Source organism: Ciceribacter azotifigens (genome assembly GCF_048159625.1).
Lineage (GTDB): Bacteria > Pseudomonadota > Alphaproteobacteria > Rhizobiales > Rhizobiaceae > Allorhizobium > Allorhizobium azotifigens.
Map to the genome: position 1 here is coordinate 107,964 of NZ_JBLQTA010000007.1, position 16,784 is coordinate 124,747.

Annotated in this window: 13 protein-coding genes and 1 pseudogene; 6 read left to right on the top strand and 8 right to left on the bottom strand. The window is 62.7% G+C overall.

Going from position 1 to position 16,784, the window contains the following annotated elements; all coding sequences use genetic code 11:
• The first annotated feature begins 13 nt into the window (after positions 1-13).
• Positions 14-1,264 (top strand): D-amino acid dehydrogenase, encoded by a 1,251-nt coding sequence (locus ACM6UT_RS12370; protein WP_416797649.1) that lies wholly within the window; start codon positions 14-16, stop codon positions 1,262-1,264.
• Between the two features lie 106 nt (positions 1,265-1,370).
• On the opposite strand, the gene ACM6UT_RS12375 is transcribed toward ACM6UT_RS12370, so the two are convergent.
• From ACM6UT_RS12375 to ACM6UT_RS12405, 7 genes are read right to left on the bottom strand one after another with little or no spacing between them, the layout of a single operon-like run.
• Positions 1,371-1,913, bottom strand: a complete 543-nt coding sequence (locus ACM6UT_RS12375) for an NADH-quinone oxidoreductase subunit B family protein (protein ID WP_416797650.1) — start codon at positions 1,911-1,913, stop codon at positions 1,371-1,373.
• Between the two features lie 15 nt (positions 1,914-1,928).
• Complete coding sequence (locus ACM6UT_RS12380) at positions 1,929-3,440, bottom strand: hydrogenase large subunit (RefSeq protein WP_416797651.1); 1,512 nt, start codon at positions 3,438-3,440, stop codon at positions 1,929-1,931.
• A 12-nt stretch (positions 3,441-3,452) separates the two neighbouring features.
• Positions 3,453-4,916, bottom strand: coding sequence for a hydrogenase 4 subunit F (locus ACM6UT_RS12385; protein WP_416797652.1), 1,464 nt, complete (start codon positions 4,914-4,916; stop codon positions 3,453-3,455).
• Positions 4,913-5,578 carry a hydrogenase-4 component E gene (locus ACM6UT_RS12390; protein ID WP_416797653.1) on the bottom strand — a complete coding sequence of 222 codons (666 nt, stop codon included), beginning with the start codon at positions 5,576-5,578 and terminating at the stop codon, positions 4,913-4,915. The genes ACM6UT_RS12385 and ACM6UT_RS12390 overlap by 4 nt, the downstream gene beginning before the upstream one ends.
• Positions 5,578-6,534: a respiratory chain complex I subunit 1 family protein gene (locus ACM6UT_RS12395; protein ID WP_416797654.1), complete on the bottom strand. Its 957-nt coding sequence runs from the start codon at positions 6,532-6,534 to the stop codon at positions 5,578-5,580. Before ACM6UT_RS12395 ends, ACM6UT_RS12390 begins: the two co-directional genes overlap by 1 nt.
• Entirely contained in the window at positions 6,525-8,546 is a 2,022-nt protein-coding gene (gene hyfB, locus ACM6UT_RS12400; RefSeq protein ID WP_416797655.1) for a hydrogenase 4 subunit B, read from the bottom strand. The genes ACM6UT_RS12395 and hyfB overlap by 10 nt, the downstream gene beginning before the upstream one ends.
• A complete protein-coding gene (locus ACM6UT_RS12405; protein WP_416797656.1) occupies positions 8,543-8,869 on the bottom strand; it encodes a helix-turn-helix domain-containing protein in 327 nt (108 codons plus the stop codon). The genes hyfB and ACM6UT_RS12405 overlap by 4 nt, the downstream gene beginning before the upstream one ends.
• A gap of 456 nt (positions 8,870-9,325) precedes the next feature.
• Here ACM6UT_RS12405 and ACM6UT_RS12410 point away from each other — a divergent pair, with 456 nt between their 5' ends.
• The 5 genes and pseudogenes from ACM6UT_RS12410 (at position 9,326) to ACM6UT_RS23485 (ending at position 15,406) form a co-directional block, all read left to right on the top strand.
• A complete protein-coding gene (locus ACM6UT_RS12410; protein WP_416797657.1) occupies positions 9,326-11,491 on the top strand; it encodes a ParB/RepB/Spo0J family partition protein in 2,166 nt (721 codons plus the stop codon).
• 130 nt (positions 11,492-11,621) lie between these two features.
• Positions 11,622-12,815 (top strand): DUF932 domain-containing protein, encoded by a 1,194-nt coding sequence (locus tag ACM6UT_RS12415; RefSeq protein WP_416797658.1) that lies wholly within the window; start codon positions 11,622-11,624, stop codon positions 12,813-12,815.
• A gap of 560 nt (positions 12,816-13,375) precedes the next feature.
• Positions 13,376-13,558, top strand: a pseudogene (locus ACM6UT_RS12420) (type II toxin-antitoxin system RelE/ParE family toxin); the annotation flags it as partial.
• Positions 13,558-13,926 (top strand): XRE family transcriptional regulator, encoded by a 369-nt coding sequence (locus tag ACM6UT_RS12425; protein WP_416797659.1) that lies wholly within the window; start codon positions 13,558-13,560, stop codon positions 13,924-13,926. The pseudogene ACM6UT_RS12420 and the gene ACM6UT_RS12425, both read left to right, overlap by 1 nt.
• 394 nt (positions 13,927-14,320) lie before the next feature.
• Positions 14,321-15,406 carry an RES domain-containing protein gene (locus tag ACM6UT_RS23485; protein WP_465245562.1) on the top strand — a complete coding sequence of 362 codons (1,086 nt, stop codon included), beginning with the start codon at positions 14,321-14,323 and terminating at the stop codon, positions 15,404-15,406.
• Positions 15,407-15,542: 136 nt separating this feature from the next.
• On the opposite strand, the gene ACM6UT_RS12440 is transcribed toward ACM6UT_RS23485, so the two are convergent.
• On the bottom strand, positions 15,543-16,733 hold the full coding sequence (locus tag ACM6UT_RS12440) for a DUF1173 domain-containing protein (protein WP_416797660.1): 1,191 nt from the start codon (positions 16,731-16,733) through the stop codon (positions 15,543-15,545).
• Positions 16,734-16,784: the final 51 nt, after the last annotated feature.

The following is a 16,784-nucleotide window of genomic DNA, read 5'->3' on the forward strand; positions in this document are numbered from 1 at the left end:
AATTGAGGACATCATGAAAGTTATCGTTCTTGGCGCCGGTATCGTCGGCGTCACATCGGCCTACCAGCTTGCAAAGGCCGGCCATGAGGTCACGGTCGTAGACCGCCAGCCCAGCCCGGCGCTGGAGACCAGCTTTGCCAATGCCGGCGAGGTCTCCTTCGGCTATTGCTCACCCTGGGCGGCCCCCGGCATTCCGATGAAGGCGCTGAAATGGCTGTTCATGGAACACGCGCCGCTGATCCTGCGCCCGAAGATCGATGCCGCCATGATTTCATGGATGCTGAAGATGCTCTCCAATTGCACCTCGAAGCGCTATGCCATCAACAAGAGCCGCATGTTGCGGCTGGCGGACTACAGCCGCATCTCGCTTGCCGCGTTGCGCGAGGAAACCGGCATTGCCTATGACGAACGAATGCAGGGTACACTTCAGCTGTTCCGGACGGAGGCCCAGCTCGATGCCTCCGCCAAGGACGTCAAGGCGCTGGCGGCCGACGGCATTCCCTATGAGGTGCTTGATCCCGATGGCTGCATTCGCGTCGAGCCGGCGCTGAAGCATGTGCGTGAAAAAATCGTTGGCGGCCTGCTGACACCGAAGGACGAAACCGGTGACTGCTTCCAATTTTCCAACGCCTTGGCGGCAAAGGCTGCGGAGCTTGGCGTGCGCTTCAACTACAGCAGCATCATTCGCAGCCTCGATGTCGAGGGTGGCCGTGTGCGGGGTGTCATCACTGCCCATGGCAGGCTGGAAGCCGATGCGGTGGTCGTCGCACTCGGCAGCTTCTCGCCGCTTCTGGTTCGGCCGCATGGCATTCGTCTGCCGGTCTATCCCGTCAAGGGCTACTCGCTGACCATCCCGATCACCGACGAGGCACGTGCACCGGTCTCGACCGTGATGGACGAAACCTTCAAAATCGCCATCACGCGGCTCGGCGACCGGATCCGCGTCGGAGGCATGGCGGAAATCTCCGGCTATACCAACGATCTCGGCGAGCCCCGCCGCCTGACGCTGCAGCACTCCGTCACTGATCTCTTCCCCGGCGGGGATGTCTCGAAAGCAAGCTTCTGGTCCGGCCTTCGCCCGATGACGCCGGATGGCACACCGGTGATCGGCGCGACCAAGGTTTCCGGCCTCTACCTCAACACTGGCCACGGCACGCTCGGCTGGACCATGAGCTCGGGCTCCGCACGTGTCATCGCCGACCTCGTGTCCGGTCGCAAACCCGATATCGACGCGACCGATCTCGCGATTGCGCGCTATCACTGAACATCATTCAACGGGAGAGGCCGGGCACTCGATCTGGTCCCTGCGACCCACAGCCGCGACGTCCGAAACCTCTCCTGACGCAGAGTGGAGTGGCAAAGCGTGCCCCTCAATCCTTCCCCACTGCTTCGTCCTTTCCTTCTGCCCGTTGAAGGAGAGCCAGCAGGCCCTCGAGGAGGCGGGTTGGCGACGGTGGGCAGCCGGGGATGTGAAGGTCGACCGGAACGACTTCCGACACGCCGCCCGTGACCGCATAGCTCCCGGCAAAGCAACCGCCGTCGCGGGCGCAATCGCCAACAGCCACCACCCATTTCGGGGCGGGCATTGCGGTATAGGTCCGCTCGAGCGCCTCGCGCATGTTTTTTGTCACGGGGCCGGTGACCAGAAGCACGTCCGCATGGCGCGGCGAGGCGACGAAGCGGATGCCGAAACGCTCGACATCGTAGAAGGCGTTGTTGAGCGCGTGGATTTCGAGCTCGCAGCCGTTGCAGGATCCGGCGTCGACCACACGGATCGAGAGGCTGCGACCGAGCCTGCGCCGCGCGCGCTCCTCGACGGCGCGGCCGAGCTCATCGACCGCCGCATCGGAAGGTGCCGGGCCCTTCTCCGTCAGTGGCTTCCGCACGAGGCTCTCGAAGAGGAGTTTGCGCATGGCCTCCGTTCCTCCCTAAAGATCCGAGCCCGAATAGGAGCAGTTGAACGACTTGTTGCAGAGCGGGAAGTCGGCGACGATGTTGCCCTCAATGGCGACCTCGACCACTGGCCATTGGAACCAGGACGGGTCGCGCAGGTGACACCGTTCGACGGTGCCGTCCGCCGAAAGCCGTAGCCAGACAAAAATGTCGCCGCGAAAACCCTCGACGAGGGCCGCGCCCTCGCAGGTCCTGCCGAGGTCCGGCACCGGAACGGCGGTCGGTCCGTCGGGCAGAAGGTCGAGCAATTGATCGACCATCGAAAGGCTCTGCTCCACTTCGCGGATGCGAACCCACACACGGGCGTTGACGTCGCCCTCGGCAAAGACCGGCACGTCGAAGATCAGCCGGTCATAAGGCGCATAGCGCACGACATGGCGCGCATCGAAGCTGCGGCCCGAGGCGCGGCCGGCATAGCCGCCGGTGCCGTACTGCCGTGCCAGTCCCGGTGTCAGGACACCTGTCGTCACCGTCCGGTCCTGGAGCGAGGCGGTGTTCTCATAGAGTTCGACCAGGGGCGGGAAGCGCCGGCGGATGTCCGCCACGACCTGCCGGATCGCTGCGAGGCCGGCGCCTTCGAGATCGACGGTCACGCCGCCCGGTGCGATCCGGTCACGCATCAGTCGATGGCCGAAGGCGGTGTCGGCAGCACGCAGCACGTTTTCGCGCAGCACGCCGCAATGGGCGAGCATCAGCGCGAAGGCCGCGTCGTTGCAGATCGCCCCGATGTCGCCGAGGTGGTTCGCCAGCCGCTCGAGCTCGGCCATCAGCGCCCGCAGCCAGACGGCCCGAGGCGGGACCTCGAAGCCGATCGCCGCCTCGAGGGCGTTCGCAAAGGCAAGACTGTAGGCGACCGTGCTGTCGCCGGACGTCCGCCCGGCAAGCTGCTCCGCCCGCCCGATATCCGCGCCGGCCATCAGCCCCTCGATACCCTTATGAACATAACCGAGCCGCGCCTCCAGCCGGACGATCGTCTCGCCATTCACGGTAAACCGGAAATGCCCCGGTTCGATGATCCCGGCGTGGACGGGGCCGACGGCAACCTGGTGCAGGCCTTCGCCCTCCGCAGACAGGAAGGCATAGGCACGGCCGGTGTCGCTTCCCGGCCCCGCTTCGCCGATAGGTGCGTGAATGCCCCACCTGCCGTGGTCGACCCAGGGGCGTGGGTCGGGCAGTCCGACCGGCTCCAGTCCGAACAGGTCGCGGATCGTACGCTCGAGACGCAACGCCGGCAGATGGTGGCGCGCAACGGAAGGATAGCTCCCACTCAGGCCTTGAAGGCTTACCACCCCGATCGTTCCCGGCTCCTCGAAAAGCGCCATGTGCACCGACGTCGCCTCGCCCCAGAGGCCCAGCAGCGTCCAGCGCCCCGCAGCGAGTGCCTCGGCCGCGGCGATCCAGCCCGCTTCGTCGACGACGGTCCGCGCGAACGGACGATGCTGTTCGACCAGTTGGCCTTCGAGGAGGAATTCGGCGAGTGTCGTCACGATCTCCTCCCGTCAGCGAAGTAGGTTGGCGATGTGCTGGAACCAGGCGACCAGCGGTGGCGGCAGATAAATCCCGGCGATCAGCACGAGCGCCAGATGGGCATACATCGGCAGGTAGGAGGCTTCCGCCGGCGCCCTGCTGCCGCGCGGCCGGCCGAAGGCCGCACCGGTCAGCCGCAGGAGGAGCGCGCCGAAGGCGACGAGAAGCCCGAACACCAGCAACACGGCGAGTGCGGGCTGCTTGGCGAAGGCCGAGCTCACGATCAGGAACTCGCTCATGAAGATGCCGCCGGGCGGCAGGCCGGCGATCGCGACGACCCCGGCGAGCAATCCCCAGCCGAGGCCCGGATGCGTCTCGGTCAGCCCCCGGATCGCCGAAAGCCGCTGCGTTCCCTTGATCTGCGAGATATGGCCGACGGCAAAGAAGATCGCTGATTTGGTCAGCGAATGCATGACCATGTGCAGGAGGCCGGCGAAGTTCGCGAGCGGCCCGCCGAGCCCGAAGGCAAAGACGATGATGCCCATGTGCTCGATCGAGGAATAGGCGAACATCCGCTTGATGTCGCGGCGCCGGTAGAGCATGAAGCCGGCGAAGATCAGCGAGGCGAGCCCCATCGTCATCATCAGCGGTCCAGGCGCCAGCGCCTCGGGACTTGCCGAAAGCAGCATCTTGAAGCGCAGCACGGCATAGAGCGCGACATTCAAGAGAAGGCCCGAAAGCACCGCCGAAATCGGTGTCGGACCTTCCGCATGAGCGTCCGGCAGCCAGGCGTGCAGGGGTGCCAGTCCCACCTTGGTGCCGTAGCCGAGGAAGAGGAAGACAAAGGCGATGTTGAGGAGCGCCGGGTCGAAGGCGGCGGCGTGCTGGATCAGGATCGTCCAGACCATGGCGTCATAGCCTTCGCCGACCACAGGCTGCGCCGCGAGATAGACGAGGATCGTCCCGAAAAGGGCAAAGGCGATGCCGACGCTGCCGAGGATGAAATACTTCCACGCAGCTTCGAGTGCCTCGTGGGTTCGGTAGATCCCGACCATCAGCACGGTGGTCAGCGTCGCCAGTTCGACCGCCACCCACATCAGCCCGATATTGTTCGAGACGAAGGCGAGGTTCATGCCGAACATCATGATCTGGTACATCGCGTGGTAGAAGCGCAAATTCGCCGGCGTCAGCCGGCCGATCTCCAGCTCATGGGCGATGTAGCTCGCGCTGAACACGCTGGTCGTGAATCCGACGAAGGTGTTGAGCACGATGAAGACGATGTTGAGGTCGTCTACGAGGAGATACTGCCCGGCCTCCGGTCGCGGCGTGATGAAGAGCGAAAGGGCGGAAAGAAGGGTAAGCAGGCTCGCGACCACGTTGAGCCGGGCGGTGAGGCGATAGCCGGGCAGGACCGCGAGCACGACCGCGGCGACGATCGGGATGACCAGGACGGCGCGTTCGGCGTCGAAGGCGAGGAGGGGAGAGAGCGCGTTCATTTGCGCATCCTCCCCTTGAAGTCGTCGAGGGCGGCGACATCGACGGTGTCGAAACGCTCCCGGATGCGGAAGAGGAAGACGCCGATGACGATGAAGGCAATCAGGATCGAGAACGCCACGCTGATCTCCACGACGAGCGGCATGCCCTTGGCGCCGGTCGCGGCCAGTACGAGGCTGTTTTCGAGCGACATGAAGCCGACGACCTGGCTGACCGCATTCCGCCGCGTCACCATCACCAGGAGGCTGATCAGCAGCACCGAGAGCGCGAAGGCGAGGTCTTCGCGGACCAGCGGATTGGCCCCGGGGGTGACCCTGAGCATGACGAACATGGCCAGTGCGACGAGCCCGATACCGGCAAGCATGGTAGGCCCGACACCGACCACGGTTTCGATCTCACGGTGAATGCCGAGCTGGCGGATCATCCGGTGCAATACGACCGGAATGACGATCGCCTTGAAGACGAGCGCGATCGCTGCCGTCACATAAAGATGCGGCGCATCCTGGATATAGGCCTGCCAGGCGACCGAGAGTGTCAGCACCAGCGAATGCAGCGCAAAGACGTTAAGGAGCGCATAGAGCCGGTCCTGGTAGAGCATCATCATGCTGACGACGACCAGACCGCCGGCCAGAAGATGTGCGATGTCGAAGACGAGACCGTGCATCAGAGGCTCCTCGAGACGAAGCGCAGAAGGGTCGCGAGCAGCCCGAGCATCAGGGCTGCCCCGAGGAATTCCGGAACGCGGAAAACCCGCATCTTGGCGGTCGCGGTCTCGAAGACGGCGAGCAGGACGCCGGCGACGGCGAGCTTGACGGGATAGGAGAGCGCCGCGATCACGTAAGTCGTCGGTGCGTCGCCGGGGCCGGCAAGCTGGAACGGCACGAAGATGCAGGCGATCAGCGAAACGTAGAGCAGGAGTTTCAGCGAGGCGGCAAGCTCGATCATTGCAAGGTGCCGGCCGGAATATTCGAGCACCATCGCCTCATGCACCATGGTGAGCTCGAGGTGCGTCGCCGGATTGTCGACGGGGATGCGGGCATTCTCCGCGATCGCCACCATGACGATCGCGACGAGTGCGATACCGAGCGACACGCGCAGGCCGACCTCCGGTGAATTGACGAAGGCGGCGATGCTGGAAAGCTGCGTCGAGCCAGCGACGAGCGCCAGCGAGAAGATGATGAGCAGCATTGCCGGCTCGGCAAGCGTCGCGATCATCATCTCGCGGCTCGAGCCGATCCCGCCGAAGCTTGTCCCGACATCCATGCCTGCCAGCGCGAGAAAGAAGCGGGCACTGCCGAGGAGCGCAACGATGGCAATCAGGTCTGCCGTCCAGCTGAAGATGAGCCCCGTCGCAAAAGTCGGCACGATCGCAGCCGCCACCCAGGTCGCTGCAAAGATCAGATAGGGCGCGACCCGGAAGAGCCAGGAGGCACTCTCCGCGACGATTGCCTCCTTGCGAAAGAGCCGCAACAGGTCGCGGTAGGGCTGGAAGACCGATGGCCCGCGACGGCGCAGCAGCCGCGCCTTCACCTTGCGCACGAAGCCCGTGAGCAGGGGCGCCAGTGATATGACCAAGGTCATCTGCAGGGCCTGGACAAAGAAGGCGAAGATCACGTCCATAGCGCCACCACCAGAAGCAGGAGGATCAAGGCGACGAAGACGAGGCTGAGATACCGCCGGATCGTCAGGAATTGCAGGTGATTGAGCTTTTCCGCGGCATAGCCGACGACGCCGGTCAACGGCGCATAGAGCCAATCCCAGATGAGATCGCGGGTCGTGACCGTCAGTCGCGCAGGCCGCAGTTCGCCCGGTGCGGGCATGTCGACCCGCTCGCGGGCGCGGAAGATCAGCGTGCCGAACACACGGCGGATCGGCTGTGCGAAACCGGCCGCGGAATACTGCGTCATCGGGCTCGGCTCGGGAAAGCCGCAATCCCATGCCGGTGCCCGCCGGAGTGCCCGCGAGCCGAGGCGGTGGACGAGGAAGGCGGACACTGAGGCGGAAAAGGCGATGAAGAGGAAAACCAGCAGCCCGTTATAGGAACTGTGGGTTTCGGTGATCGGCACGATCGACAGCCAGGCGATACCGGCCTGGGCAGGCAGGCGATCGCCAAGAAGCGCGAGCGCGACCGGCGCGAGCCCGTCCATGACGAGACCCGGCAGGATGCCGGCGAGAAGGCAGAGTGCTGCAAGCACAAGCATCGCGGCAAGCGAGAAGCGATCAACCTCGGTCGCGGTCGAGGCGATCGCCGTGCGTGGGCGCCCGAGGAAGGTCACGCCGAAAGCCTTGACGAAGCAGGTTGCGGCAAGCGCTGCCGAGAGCGCCAGCAGCCCGCCGATCGCCGGGACGATGATCTTCAATCCCCATTGCGGCAGATCGGGGCTCTGCAGGATCGCCTGGAAGGTCAGCCATTCCGAGGCGAAACCGTTGAAAGGCGGCAGCGCCGAGATCGCCACGCTGCCGACGAGGAAGGCGAAGCTGGTGACCGGCATGCGGTGGATCAGCCCGCCGAGTTTTTCCATGTCCCGCTCGCCGGTCGCGCTCAGCACGGCGCCGGCGCCGAAGAAGAGCAGGCTCTTGAAGAAGGAATGGTTGAGGACATGGAAGAGCGCCGCCGTGAAGGCGAGCGCCGCCGGGCCGCTCATGCCGTTTGCGGCGAAGGCGAGCGTGAGTCCGAGGCTGACGAAGATGATGCCGATGTTCTCGATCGTGCTGTAGGCGAGCAGCCGCTTGAGGTCCCGTTCCATCAGCGCGTGCAGGATGCCGAAGCTGGCCGTCGCGCCGCCGATCACAAGGACAAGGATACCCTGCCACGGCGTGGGCTGTCCGAGAAGATCGAACACCATGCGGATGAAGCCGTAGATGGCGACCTTGGTCATGACCCCGCTCATCAGCGCCGAGACATGGCTCGGCGCGGCCGGATGGGCAAGCGGCAGCCACACATGCAGCGGTACGAGGCCCGCCTTCGAGCCTGCGCCGAGAAGGAGAAGCACGAGCACGCTTCCCGCGACGAGCGGCGTATGCTCGGCGGCGCGGATCGCGGCGAAGGCATAATTGCCGTCCGCTCCCGCCAGCAGCCCGAAAGCGAGCAGCAGCGCGAGCGTGCCGAAGCTTGCCATCACGATATAGATATAGCCGGCCTTTCGGTTGGCCGCCTCGTGATGATGCGCCATCACCAGCGCCCAGGAGGCCAGCGACATGAACTCCCACGAGATGAGGAAGGTAAACGCGTCGGCCGCGAGGATCACGAGGTTCATGCCGGCGAGGAAGGCGGGAAAGAAAGGAAGCACCCGCTGCGGCGCCTGTTCATGGTGCCCGTAGCCGAGGCCATAGAGGCTCGCGAGCGCACCGCCGAGCCCCACGACCGAGAGAAAGAATGCCGAGAGTGCATCGAGCCGGAGATGCGACCCGAGCCAGGGAAGCCCGAGCGACAGCGCCGTCTCCGAGGCCGGCTTCCCTGCCGTCGCGCCGAGCAGTTGCGCGGCGGCAGTCGCAAGGACGACCGCGGAAATGCAAAGGGCGAGCGTGTAGACGAGGGTGGTTGCCCAGGGCTTCCGTCCCGTCGCCGCGCCGAGCACGGCTGTGCCCAGATAGGCGCCGACCGAGACGAGGACGACCTGGACGGGGGTCATGACTGGTCCCCCGCAGCTGGGGCGAGTGCGGCCTCTTCGGGCGTTCCACGGGACGGCGACATCTTCAGCCGCACGCCGCGGCCGCCCCCTTCGCTCGCCTCCCCGTCATCGATCAAGGCGATTCCGGCATCGTCGAGAGCGCGCAGGAGTCGCATCAGCGAGTCGACATTGCCGCGGATCACGTGTGGGCTTGCTTCCATGCGCTGGATGGTCGGGACGGACACACCGACGAGGCCGGCCAGTTGGCGCTGGTCAATTCCGAGAAGAGCCCTGGCGGCTCGCAATTGAGCGGAGGTAATCACGGTTCCGCCATCGCTTCTCATGTTTCAGCCTTGGTGTTTCATGTCTACTACCAATCTATTGATGTTTCAAACCATATTCCTCCGGCTCGACATTTTGCCGACCTTCGGCGTCATGCATCTTTGTCGGGTCGCAAAATCCCCGCGACCCGCGCCGCCTTATTCTTGCGTTTGGTCATGTCATGTCTTTCCGCCGCGCGCTGGAGGGGCAAGCTTGCCGGCACGGCCGGGGCTGACGCCTTCGCACATTTGGTCGCGAGAACGTGCAGTTGGTTTCCTCCTGTTTACGCGCGGGATGCCTGAACGCGGAGCGCTTCGTCCCCACACCAATGCTCGCCTGGGTTTTCCGATCGACGCAAGCGACGGGCCTGCCGGGAAAGGCAAGCCTAGTGGGCGAGAGGGAGAGTGGGGAAGGGGGTTTCCTGGCGGAGTGAGGTGTCCGGAGAGAGGCTCCGGGCAATCCGCCATGGAGAAAGCCAAATGGCAAAAGCTTCTGAAAAGATCACGCTCAATGCCGGGCGCGAAATCCCCTTCAACAAACTTGTCCTCAGTCAGCGGAATGTTCGCAAGACGAAGGCGGGGATATCCGTTGCGGATCTCGCAGAGGATATCGCCCGGCGCGGGCTTCTGACCAGTTTGAACGTTCGCGTCGAACATGACGCGCAAGGACGAGAAACCGGGTTCTATCGTATTCCGGCCGGCGGGCGCCGGTTCCGGGCGCTTGAACTCCTCGTCAGCCAGGGACGGCTTGCCAGAAGCGTCGCCGTTCCCTGCATCGTGAGCAAATCCACGACCGATGAGGTGGAGGACTCGCTTGCGGAAAACGTCCAGCGCCTCGATCTGCATCCGCTGGATCAGTTTCGGGCGATCGTGACGCTCTGGGAGGAGGGTCTCGGAGAAGAGGAAATCGCCGCGCGCTTCTTTATATCTGTCGCGACGGTGCGGCAAAGGCTGCGGCTTGCATCCGTCTCTCCGCGTCTTCTCGAGCGATATGCTGCCGACGAGATGACGCTCCAGCAGGTCATGGCGTTTTCGATCACCGATGACCACGCGCGCCAGGAGCAGGTCTGGGAGTTGATTTCGCGCCAGCCGTCGCGCGAACCCTACTACATTCGTCGGCTCCTGACCGAAACGACGGTGCGCGCAACGGACCGCCGCGCAGTCTATCTCGGCATCGAGGCCTACGAAGCTGCGGGCGGGATCGTCATGCACGATCTCTTCGATGACGATAACGGCGGATGGCTGGAGGACCCATCCTTGCTCGAGCAACTCGCAATCGAAAAGCTCAGGGCAAACGCCGACGTCCTGAAGGCCGACGAAGGCTGGAAATGGGTCGAGGCTGCATTTGATTTCCCCTACGGACACACTGCCGGACTCCGCCGATTCTATGGAGAGCGGGCCGAGCTCACCGACGACGAGCTTGCGCGCCGCCAAGAGGTTGAGGCGCAGTACAAGACGCTCGATGCCAGTTATGCAGAGGCGACCGAATACGACCCTGACCTCGAACAGCGGCTGGAGGAACTCGGCGATGAACTTGATCGCCTGAACAATCGCCCCTTTGTCTTCGATCGGCAGGAGGTCGCTCGCGGCGGCGCGTTCATCTCGCTTGGCGCCGACGGCAAGCCGAAAATCGAGCGCGGCTTCGTCCGTCCCGAAGATGAGCCGGTTGGGGATGGTGAAGGCGACGATGCAAGCGACCGCAGCGAAGAGGACGACGGCGACGGAGATGGTGCACCGTCCACGATGGATGGTGCCCACTCCGGCGCAGAGACGAACAAGGTGGATGGAGCCGACGAGGAAGATGGTGCCGCGCGTGGCCTTTCCGACCGTGTCGTCGAAGACCTGACGGCCGCGCGCACCCTGGCACTCAGAAACGCGCTCGCCAACGATCCGGCGATTGCCTTCGTCGCTGCCCTGCATGCCCTCGTGCTCAGGACGTTCTTCTCCCAGGGGTCCGCTTCCTGCCTCGAATTGACGTTCCAGAGCGCAAATCTCGGCCAGACGCCGGGCCTTTGCGACACCGCCTGGGCAAAGGAGATCGACCAGCGCCACGAGGCGTGGGGACACGATCTCCCACGGAATGCCGGCACGATCTGGGACTACCTGATCTCGCTCGACGAGGTCAGTCGACAGGCATTGTTCGCGCACTGCATTTCGTTGTCGCTCAACGCCGTCGTCCAGACATGGAACCGGCGGCCCGCCGCAATTGCACATGCAGAGCAGCTTGCCCGGTCCCTCGGCTTCGATATGGCCGAGGCAGGCTGGGAACCGACCGTCGACAACTACCTCGGCAGGATCACAAAAGCGCACATCCTGATGGCCGTTCGCGAGGCACGTGGAGAAAAGGCGGTCGAGCTGATCGACCACCTCAAGAAACCCGACATGGCACGCGAGGCCGAGCGGCTGTTGCGGGGGAGGAGATGGCTTCCGGAGCCGCTGCGCGCATCTGTTCCCGAAGTCCCGCCGCCGGAACCTACAGACTGCACCATTGCTGCCGATGCGAATGTCGGTGGCGACGGGAGCAGCGCGACGGGCGAGGACGCAGAAACAGGAGCGCCGCAGTCTCCGGTGCAGGAACCGGACGCCGGAGATCCTGCCTCCGGCCCCGTCGAGGATGAGGACGCATTGGTCTCGGCCACAGATTGACCCAATCCTTCAAGAAGGTCCGGCGCGAGCCGGGCCTTCACTCTACCCCGCAGGCTGCCATTTCCTCGGCAGCAACCGACCCAACAGCCCGGCCCTTCGCGCCGGGCGATCTTGTTTCAGGAGACAGCACATGAATACCACGATCTCCAGTTCAGTCCCTGCCTCGACTGCAGGTTTCAAGGTCGACATCTCGCGTGGCGAGCGTGTCGGACGCGTGTCGTCGGAGTGGTTCTCTCGCCCCGCCGACGAGCGCTATCTGTCGCTCGGCGCTCTCTACGACGCCGTGAAAATGCGATCCGACCGTGCCCAGACGCGTACCGTCGAAAGTGCGGCAATCCGGGTTGAGGCCAATCGCGCTGATGCCGACAGGATCGAGCTGATCGTCCCCGGCCAGAGACGGCCCCTTTTCCCGACCCACTGGAGCTATGGGCAGCTCTGCAGTCTCATTGGCGCACCGGCGACCTATATGCGCCAGCTTCCCGCGCCCCTTGCCGGCATCAACCTCCAGCACGGACTGCTCTCCCACCGGTCTGAGATGATGAAGACGCTGGAGACCGATGACGAACGTGTCGAACTCCGCGCCATCACGGGGCCGGAATACGGCAGGGTCTGGGATCATGAACTGGTGTCGGCGGTCATGCATATTGCTGGAAACGGAACCGGTGACACGATCTGGAAAGTGCCGGGAGTTCTCGACTGGTCAACGATGACCCACAATCCCTTCGTCGAAGTCAGTGAAGAGACCACCACGCTCTATGCCAGCGATCGCGACGTCTTTCTGTTCCTCGTTGACGACACCCACCCGATCGAAGCCGGCCGGCTGCCCAATGGCGAACCGGATCTCTATTTCCGCGGTTTCTACTGCTGGAACAGTGAAGTCGGTTCGAAGACACTGGGGATTGCGTCCTTCTACTTGCGGGCGGTGTGCGCCAATCGCAATCTCTGGGGAACGGAGAACTTCGAGGAAATCGTGATCCGTCATTCGAAGTTCGCCGGCCATCGCTTCGCCCGTGAGGCCGCGCCAGCATTGACGAGCTTCGCCAACTCCTCTCCGGCAAATTTCGTCGCGGGAATCAGGGCCGCGCGGGATCGTATCGTTGCCCGCACCGACGAGGACCGCGAGGGTTTCCTGCGCAAACGCGGCTTCTCCAAAGGCGACAGCGCAAGGATCATCGAGACGGTCTTGCAGGAGGAGGGGAGGCCGCCGGAATCCATCTTCGACTTCGTTCAGGGCATGACGGCGCTTGCCCGAAGAAGGACCCATCAGGACGCTCGTCTTGAACTGGAGGGAAAGGCAAGAAAGCTGCTCGAGCAAGCCTCGTGACAATCTTCCCGGCGCTCAACGATCCGTATCATTTCTCCCGTAACGAGGATCCGTGTCTGCCTCGTGTCGAGGGAGGTGCCGTGCAAGATACCACTCCGTCGCGCGGTCAATCCGCTCGGCGGGGCGCATCGGATCGATCTACCTCCGCGTGTCGTTTCTGGGGCGCGGCTATTGTGCCTTGCAGGACATTCCGGAATATAGTCGCCACACGCGGCCTGGAAGGCCCATCGAGAAGTTTGCCATATTCAATTGGCAGGCAAACGTCGGATGAATTGACGCGGTTGTTTAATCAGGGGTGGGTAACGATATAGCGCCAACCTAGGGTAGCGCTATAGTGTTGACATTATATAAAGGCAAAGCTATATCCAATGTCGTGGAATGTGGTATTTGATGAGGACTTCGCTAGGGAGTTCAGGGAGTTCAGGGAGTTCGACAAGGAGGTAAAGATCGAACTGCGAGCATTGGTCTTGCTTCTCGAGGATCGTGGACCTGAGCTTGGACGGCCACGCGCTGATACCCTTAATGGTTCGGACTACGCAAATATGTAGGAGCTTCGGTTTGATGCGGCTGACGGAGTTTGGAGGGCCGCATTTGCATTCGATCCGGAGAGAAAAGCCGTCATTCTTGTCGCCGGAGATAAGTCGGGTACGAATGAAAAGAAGTTTTGTAAGAAGCTGATCAATGCTGCTGATAAGCGCTACAAAGCGCATTTAGGAGAGTTGGAGAAGAAGGAGAAAGAGTGATGGCTAAATCAGCCAAAGACGTTTTTGCCGAAACGATGACTCCCGAGATGATCGAGGCGTCCGACCTGCGGGCTAAGGAATTGCTTGAGGAATATGACACGCTTCAAAAGCTGCGGAAAGCCCTCGACCTGACACAGGAGCATATCGGACGCAAGATGGGCAAGAAGCAGGTTTCGGTTGCGCAGATGGAGAAGCGCTCCGATTTTCTTCTTTCAACGCTTCGGGATTACGTGGAGGCTCTCGGTGGAGAGCTAGAGCTGGTCGTCAAGTTCAAGGACCATGCGCCTGTTCGTTTGGCGGGTATTGGCGAAAAGATTCTTTCGGAAGTTCCACGAAGACAGAGCCGCTCCCGCCGTATTGCCGCTTAACATATGGCCATAATGGCAGCGACAGTGGTCCGCTCCATTGTCTGCACGCCGCCGCTCCTGCACCGAGGTTGCATACGGGAATTGACCGTGAATAAGCGCTAAAGAACCGCGTCGCATGCAAACGGCGTTGTCGTCTTGTGGCGCGTTCCGCGGGAGTTGCGGCGGTTGCTAGTATCCAAGATTGCTCGTTTAATTCAATTCGATAGCCGTTTTCTATGATCTTTGCTACCTAACGCCCGACATCATTGATTTGGTGTCGTCATCGCATTTGCGGGACTGGGCACGGAGAGCTCGGGCGTAGGCGACGCGACGGCAGGTTCGTGGCCACTCGGTCAAGTCATATGGACTTTACGTGCGGTGCATATGGACAATAATTGCTTTGTTGGAGGTTGCGATGCAAGTTTCAGAGAAAACACGCGAGCCCGCTAACATCAACGCCGTTGCGCTGAAAGCCTACGCACGTGTTGTCGACCTCTGGCGCCTCAGCGTGAAGGAGGCAGCTGGTCTTGCAGACATGTCCGAGAGTACATGGAAGCGCGCCAGGAAGCCCGATTTCGCGGGAGAGTTGACGAAGGACCAACTCCTGCGTCTCAGTGCGGTGATAGGCATCTACAAGTCGCTCGAACTCTATTTTTCCGAGCCGCTCGCGCGCAGTTGGTTCTCGCGCCCGAATGCGGGGCCCTGTTCGGTGGCCGACGACCCGTGGACACCGCGATCGAGGGAGGGCTGCCGCAGATCCTGGCGGTTCGTACCTATCTCGATGCCGTGCGCGGTGGCGCATGAGGCGGAGCGAGATTCGCGACCGAGGTCTGATCCGCCTTTTCCTGCAACCTACCACAAGCTGCCCGCGCTTCGTGGCCTCGTGGACACTGACGACGAACTCACGGTTCTTGCGGAAGTCGAGGGGTTAACCAGTGGCCGTCTTCTCGCCGAACGGGGCAGAAACCCTCATCTCGACCCGCGCGAACTTGCCTGGCGGCGGCGGAGCCGTGATCTTGCCGTCTATGGAGATACGCACGTTAATGCTGCCTTCGTGTACACGCGCGCGGGCGGCAACCGCTTCAATTCCGACGAGCGTGGCGCCTGGTACTGCGCCTGGGATGTCTTGGTCAGCGTCAGCGAGGTGGCCTGGCATCGTACAAGGGAGCTTGGCTACGCAGGTTCATTCAATGACAGCGCCCGATACGTCGAATTGTTGGCGGACTTCATCGGTGAGTTCAATGACATCACCGACGAACCACGCCATCCAGCGCTGAACCCCGATCCTGAAATCGGCTATCCCGAAGGGCAGAGTCTTGCCCGGCATCTGCGGCGCGAAGGCTCGCGTGGCCTGATCTATCCGTCTGTCCGGGCGCCTCACCCTGGGGGGAATTGTCTTGTTTGCTTCGAGCCTCATGCCATCCAGAATGTCCGCCCGGGGGCGTCCTGGGATCTCGTCTGGGATGGAACCCCGGATTATTCAATCCTTGCCGTCGGTTGATCTCGCTTATGAAGGTCACTATCGGGAACATCCATCCTTCGGATGCGGAGTCCAATCAACCTGGCGATCCTGGATTCGGGCCGGTCGATTTGCCGGGGCTGGACTGATCAGCGCTGCACCTTGGCGGATTTAGCGGTTACGGCAATCGCGGCATTTCGCCGTCGGCGACGCGCCAGACCCACGACGCGATCTCGGGCCTTGCGCTGGTCATTTCCGCCACGATGCGCTCGTAATTCTCGTCCGCTGCCGCCGGAACGATGAACATTGCGACGGGGGCCGGTCGCAGGTCCGGTAAGGTGACGGACACAATCGGTCGATCGCGAGTAAGGTTGAAGCGCAGACCCTTGATGCTCTTTCGCCGCAGACCAGACAAGCGCTTCAGAAGCAACTGCTCGTGCGCGTTTTCAAACGGAATCCAGTTCTCGTTCACCACCATCACTGCAAGCTCTTCGACGGTCGCGACACCGCAGGCGGAAATCCCGAAGGTGGCGATCAGGATCAGGTGATCGTCTTCACTCGAGCGCCAGAGTTCGAGTTCGGGCTTGAACCTTGCGTTCAATCGCTGCCACGCAGCTTCCTCGATGATCAGCGGAAACGGAAGATGCCGTAACGTGGCGCGTTGACTGTCACGCCCTGGCTTGAATTCCTTGACCTCCGCAATTGTGATCATCAGCCTGCGCGGTCCCGTTCGGGACGCCTGTGCAGCGGCCAACGTGGCTGTCCGGCGCGTCGCGATGCCCGCCTTGTCGTCCGGGTGGAAAACCTCCGGAACGAACAGAAGCTCGCTGAGTTCCTTGCCCTGGACAGTCATCTGTGCGGCGGCACCCAGAAGACTCGCGCGGACACGACCCCAGCCGCGCTTGCCCGCCCAGGATGATCTCCACTCGGTCAGTTCCCCCACCTCCCAGAGATAGTGCAGCACTGCCCGCAAAGAGAGCTTCTTCGCCTCGTTTCGTATGGGCGCCTCTGCAGGCTCGATGGGCCGAGAAGGCGTCTTGCGCGATCCTCTCTTCGTGATCGGAAAATCCAGTTTCAAGCTCGCGCGCCCGTTTGCGCCGATCCTGATGGCGCCCCCGACCAGGGGTCCGAGACCCGACAGTTCGTAAGGCGGGTCATAGGACGGGCAGGACGGATCGTGGGCCCGCCCCGAAAGGGGCATGCGTTTGACGATATAATTCCCCTCTACCCGGGCGATGTACATCGGGATCGGCGGCTCCCGGCACAGGCAGTGCGGTCGAGCTTCCTGTTCGTAGGAACGCGACAGGAACGACTGGATCGCGTTCGATTCTCCATCGATGATCCTGCCGTCGATCAGAAATCGTCGCATGTCCTTCCCCCTGTTTTCTCCTCGCAGGTCGTGCTTAGGACCAGCGCGCTC

What these genes read in the sequence shown, in the direction of transcription:
- ACM6UT_RS12370 (WP_416797649.1), top strand. Translation starts at nt 14, where the DNA reads ATGAAAGTTATCGTTCTTGGCGCCGGTATCGTCGGCGTCACATCGGCC.
- ACM6UT_RS12375 (WP_416797650.1), bottom strand. Translation starts at nt 1,913, where the DNA reads ATGCGCAAACTCCTCTTCGAGAGCCTCGTGCGGAAGCCACTGACGGAG.
- ACM6UT_RS12385 (WP_416797652.1), bottom strand. Translation starts at nt 4,916, where the DNA reads ATGAACGCGCTCTCTCCCCTCCTCGCCTTCGACGCCGAACGCGCCGTC.
- ACM6UT_RS12390 (WP_416797653.1), bottom strand. Translation starts at nt 5,578, where the DNA reads ATGCACGGTCTCGTCTTCGACATCGCACATCTTCTGGCCGGCGGTCTG.
- ACM6UT_RS12395 (WP_416797654.1), bottom strand. Translation starts at nt 6,534, where the DNA reads ATGGACGTGATCTTCGCCTTCTTTGTCCAGGCCCTGCAGATGACCTTG.
- hyfB (WP_416797655.1), bottom strand. Translation starts at nt 8,546, where the DNA reads ATGACCCCCGTCCAGGTCGTCCTCGTCTCGGTCGGCGCCTATCTGGGC.
- ACM6UT_RS12405 (WP_416797656.1), bottom strand. Translation starts at nt 8,869, where the DNA reads ATGAGAAGCGATGGCGGAACCGTGATTACCTCCGCTCAATTGCGAGCC.
- ACM6UT_RS12410 (WP_416797657.1), top strand. Translation starts at nt 9,326, where the DNA reads ATGGCAAAAGCTTCTGAAAAGATCACGCTCAATGCCGGGCGCGAAATC.
- ACM6UT_RS12415 (WP_416797658.1), top strand. Translation starts at nt 11,622, where the DNA reads ATGAATACCACGATCTCCAGTTCAGTCCCTGCCTCGACTGCAGGTTTC.
- ACM6UT_RS12425 (WP_416797659.1), top strand. Translation starts at nt 13,558, where the DNA reads ATGGCTAAATCAGCCAAAGACGTTTTTGCCGAAACGATGACTCCCGAG.
- ACM6UT_RS23485 (WP_465245562.1), top strand. Translation starts at nt 14,321, where the DNA reads ATGCAAGTTTCAGAGAAAACACGCGAGCCCGCTAACATCAACGCCGTT.
- ACM6UT_RS12440 (WP_416797660.1), bottom strand. Translation starts at nt 16,733, where the DNA reads ATGCGACGATTTCTGATCGACGGCAGGATCATCGATGGAGAATCGAAC.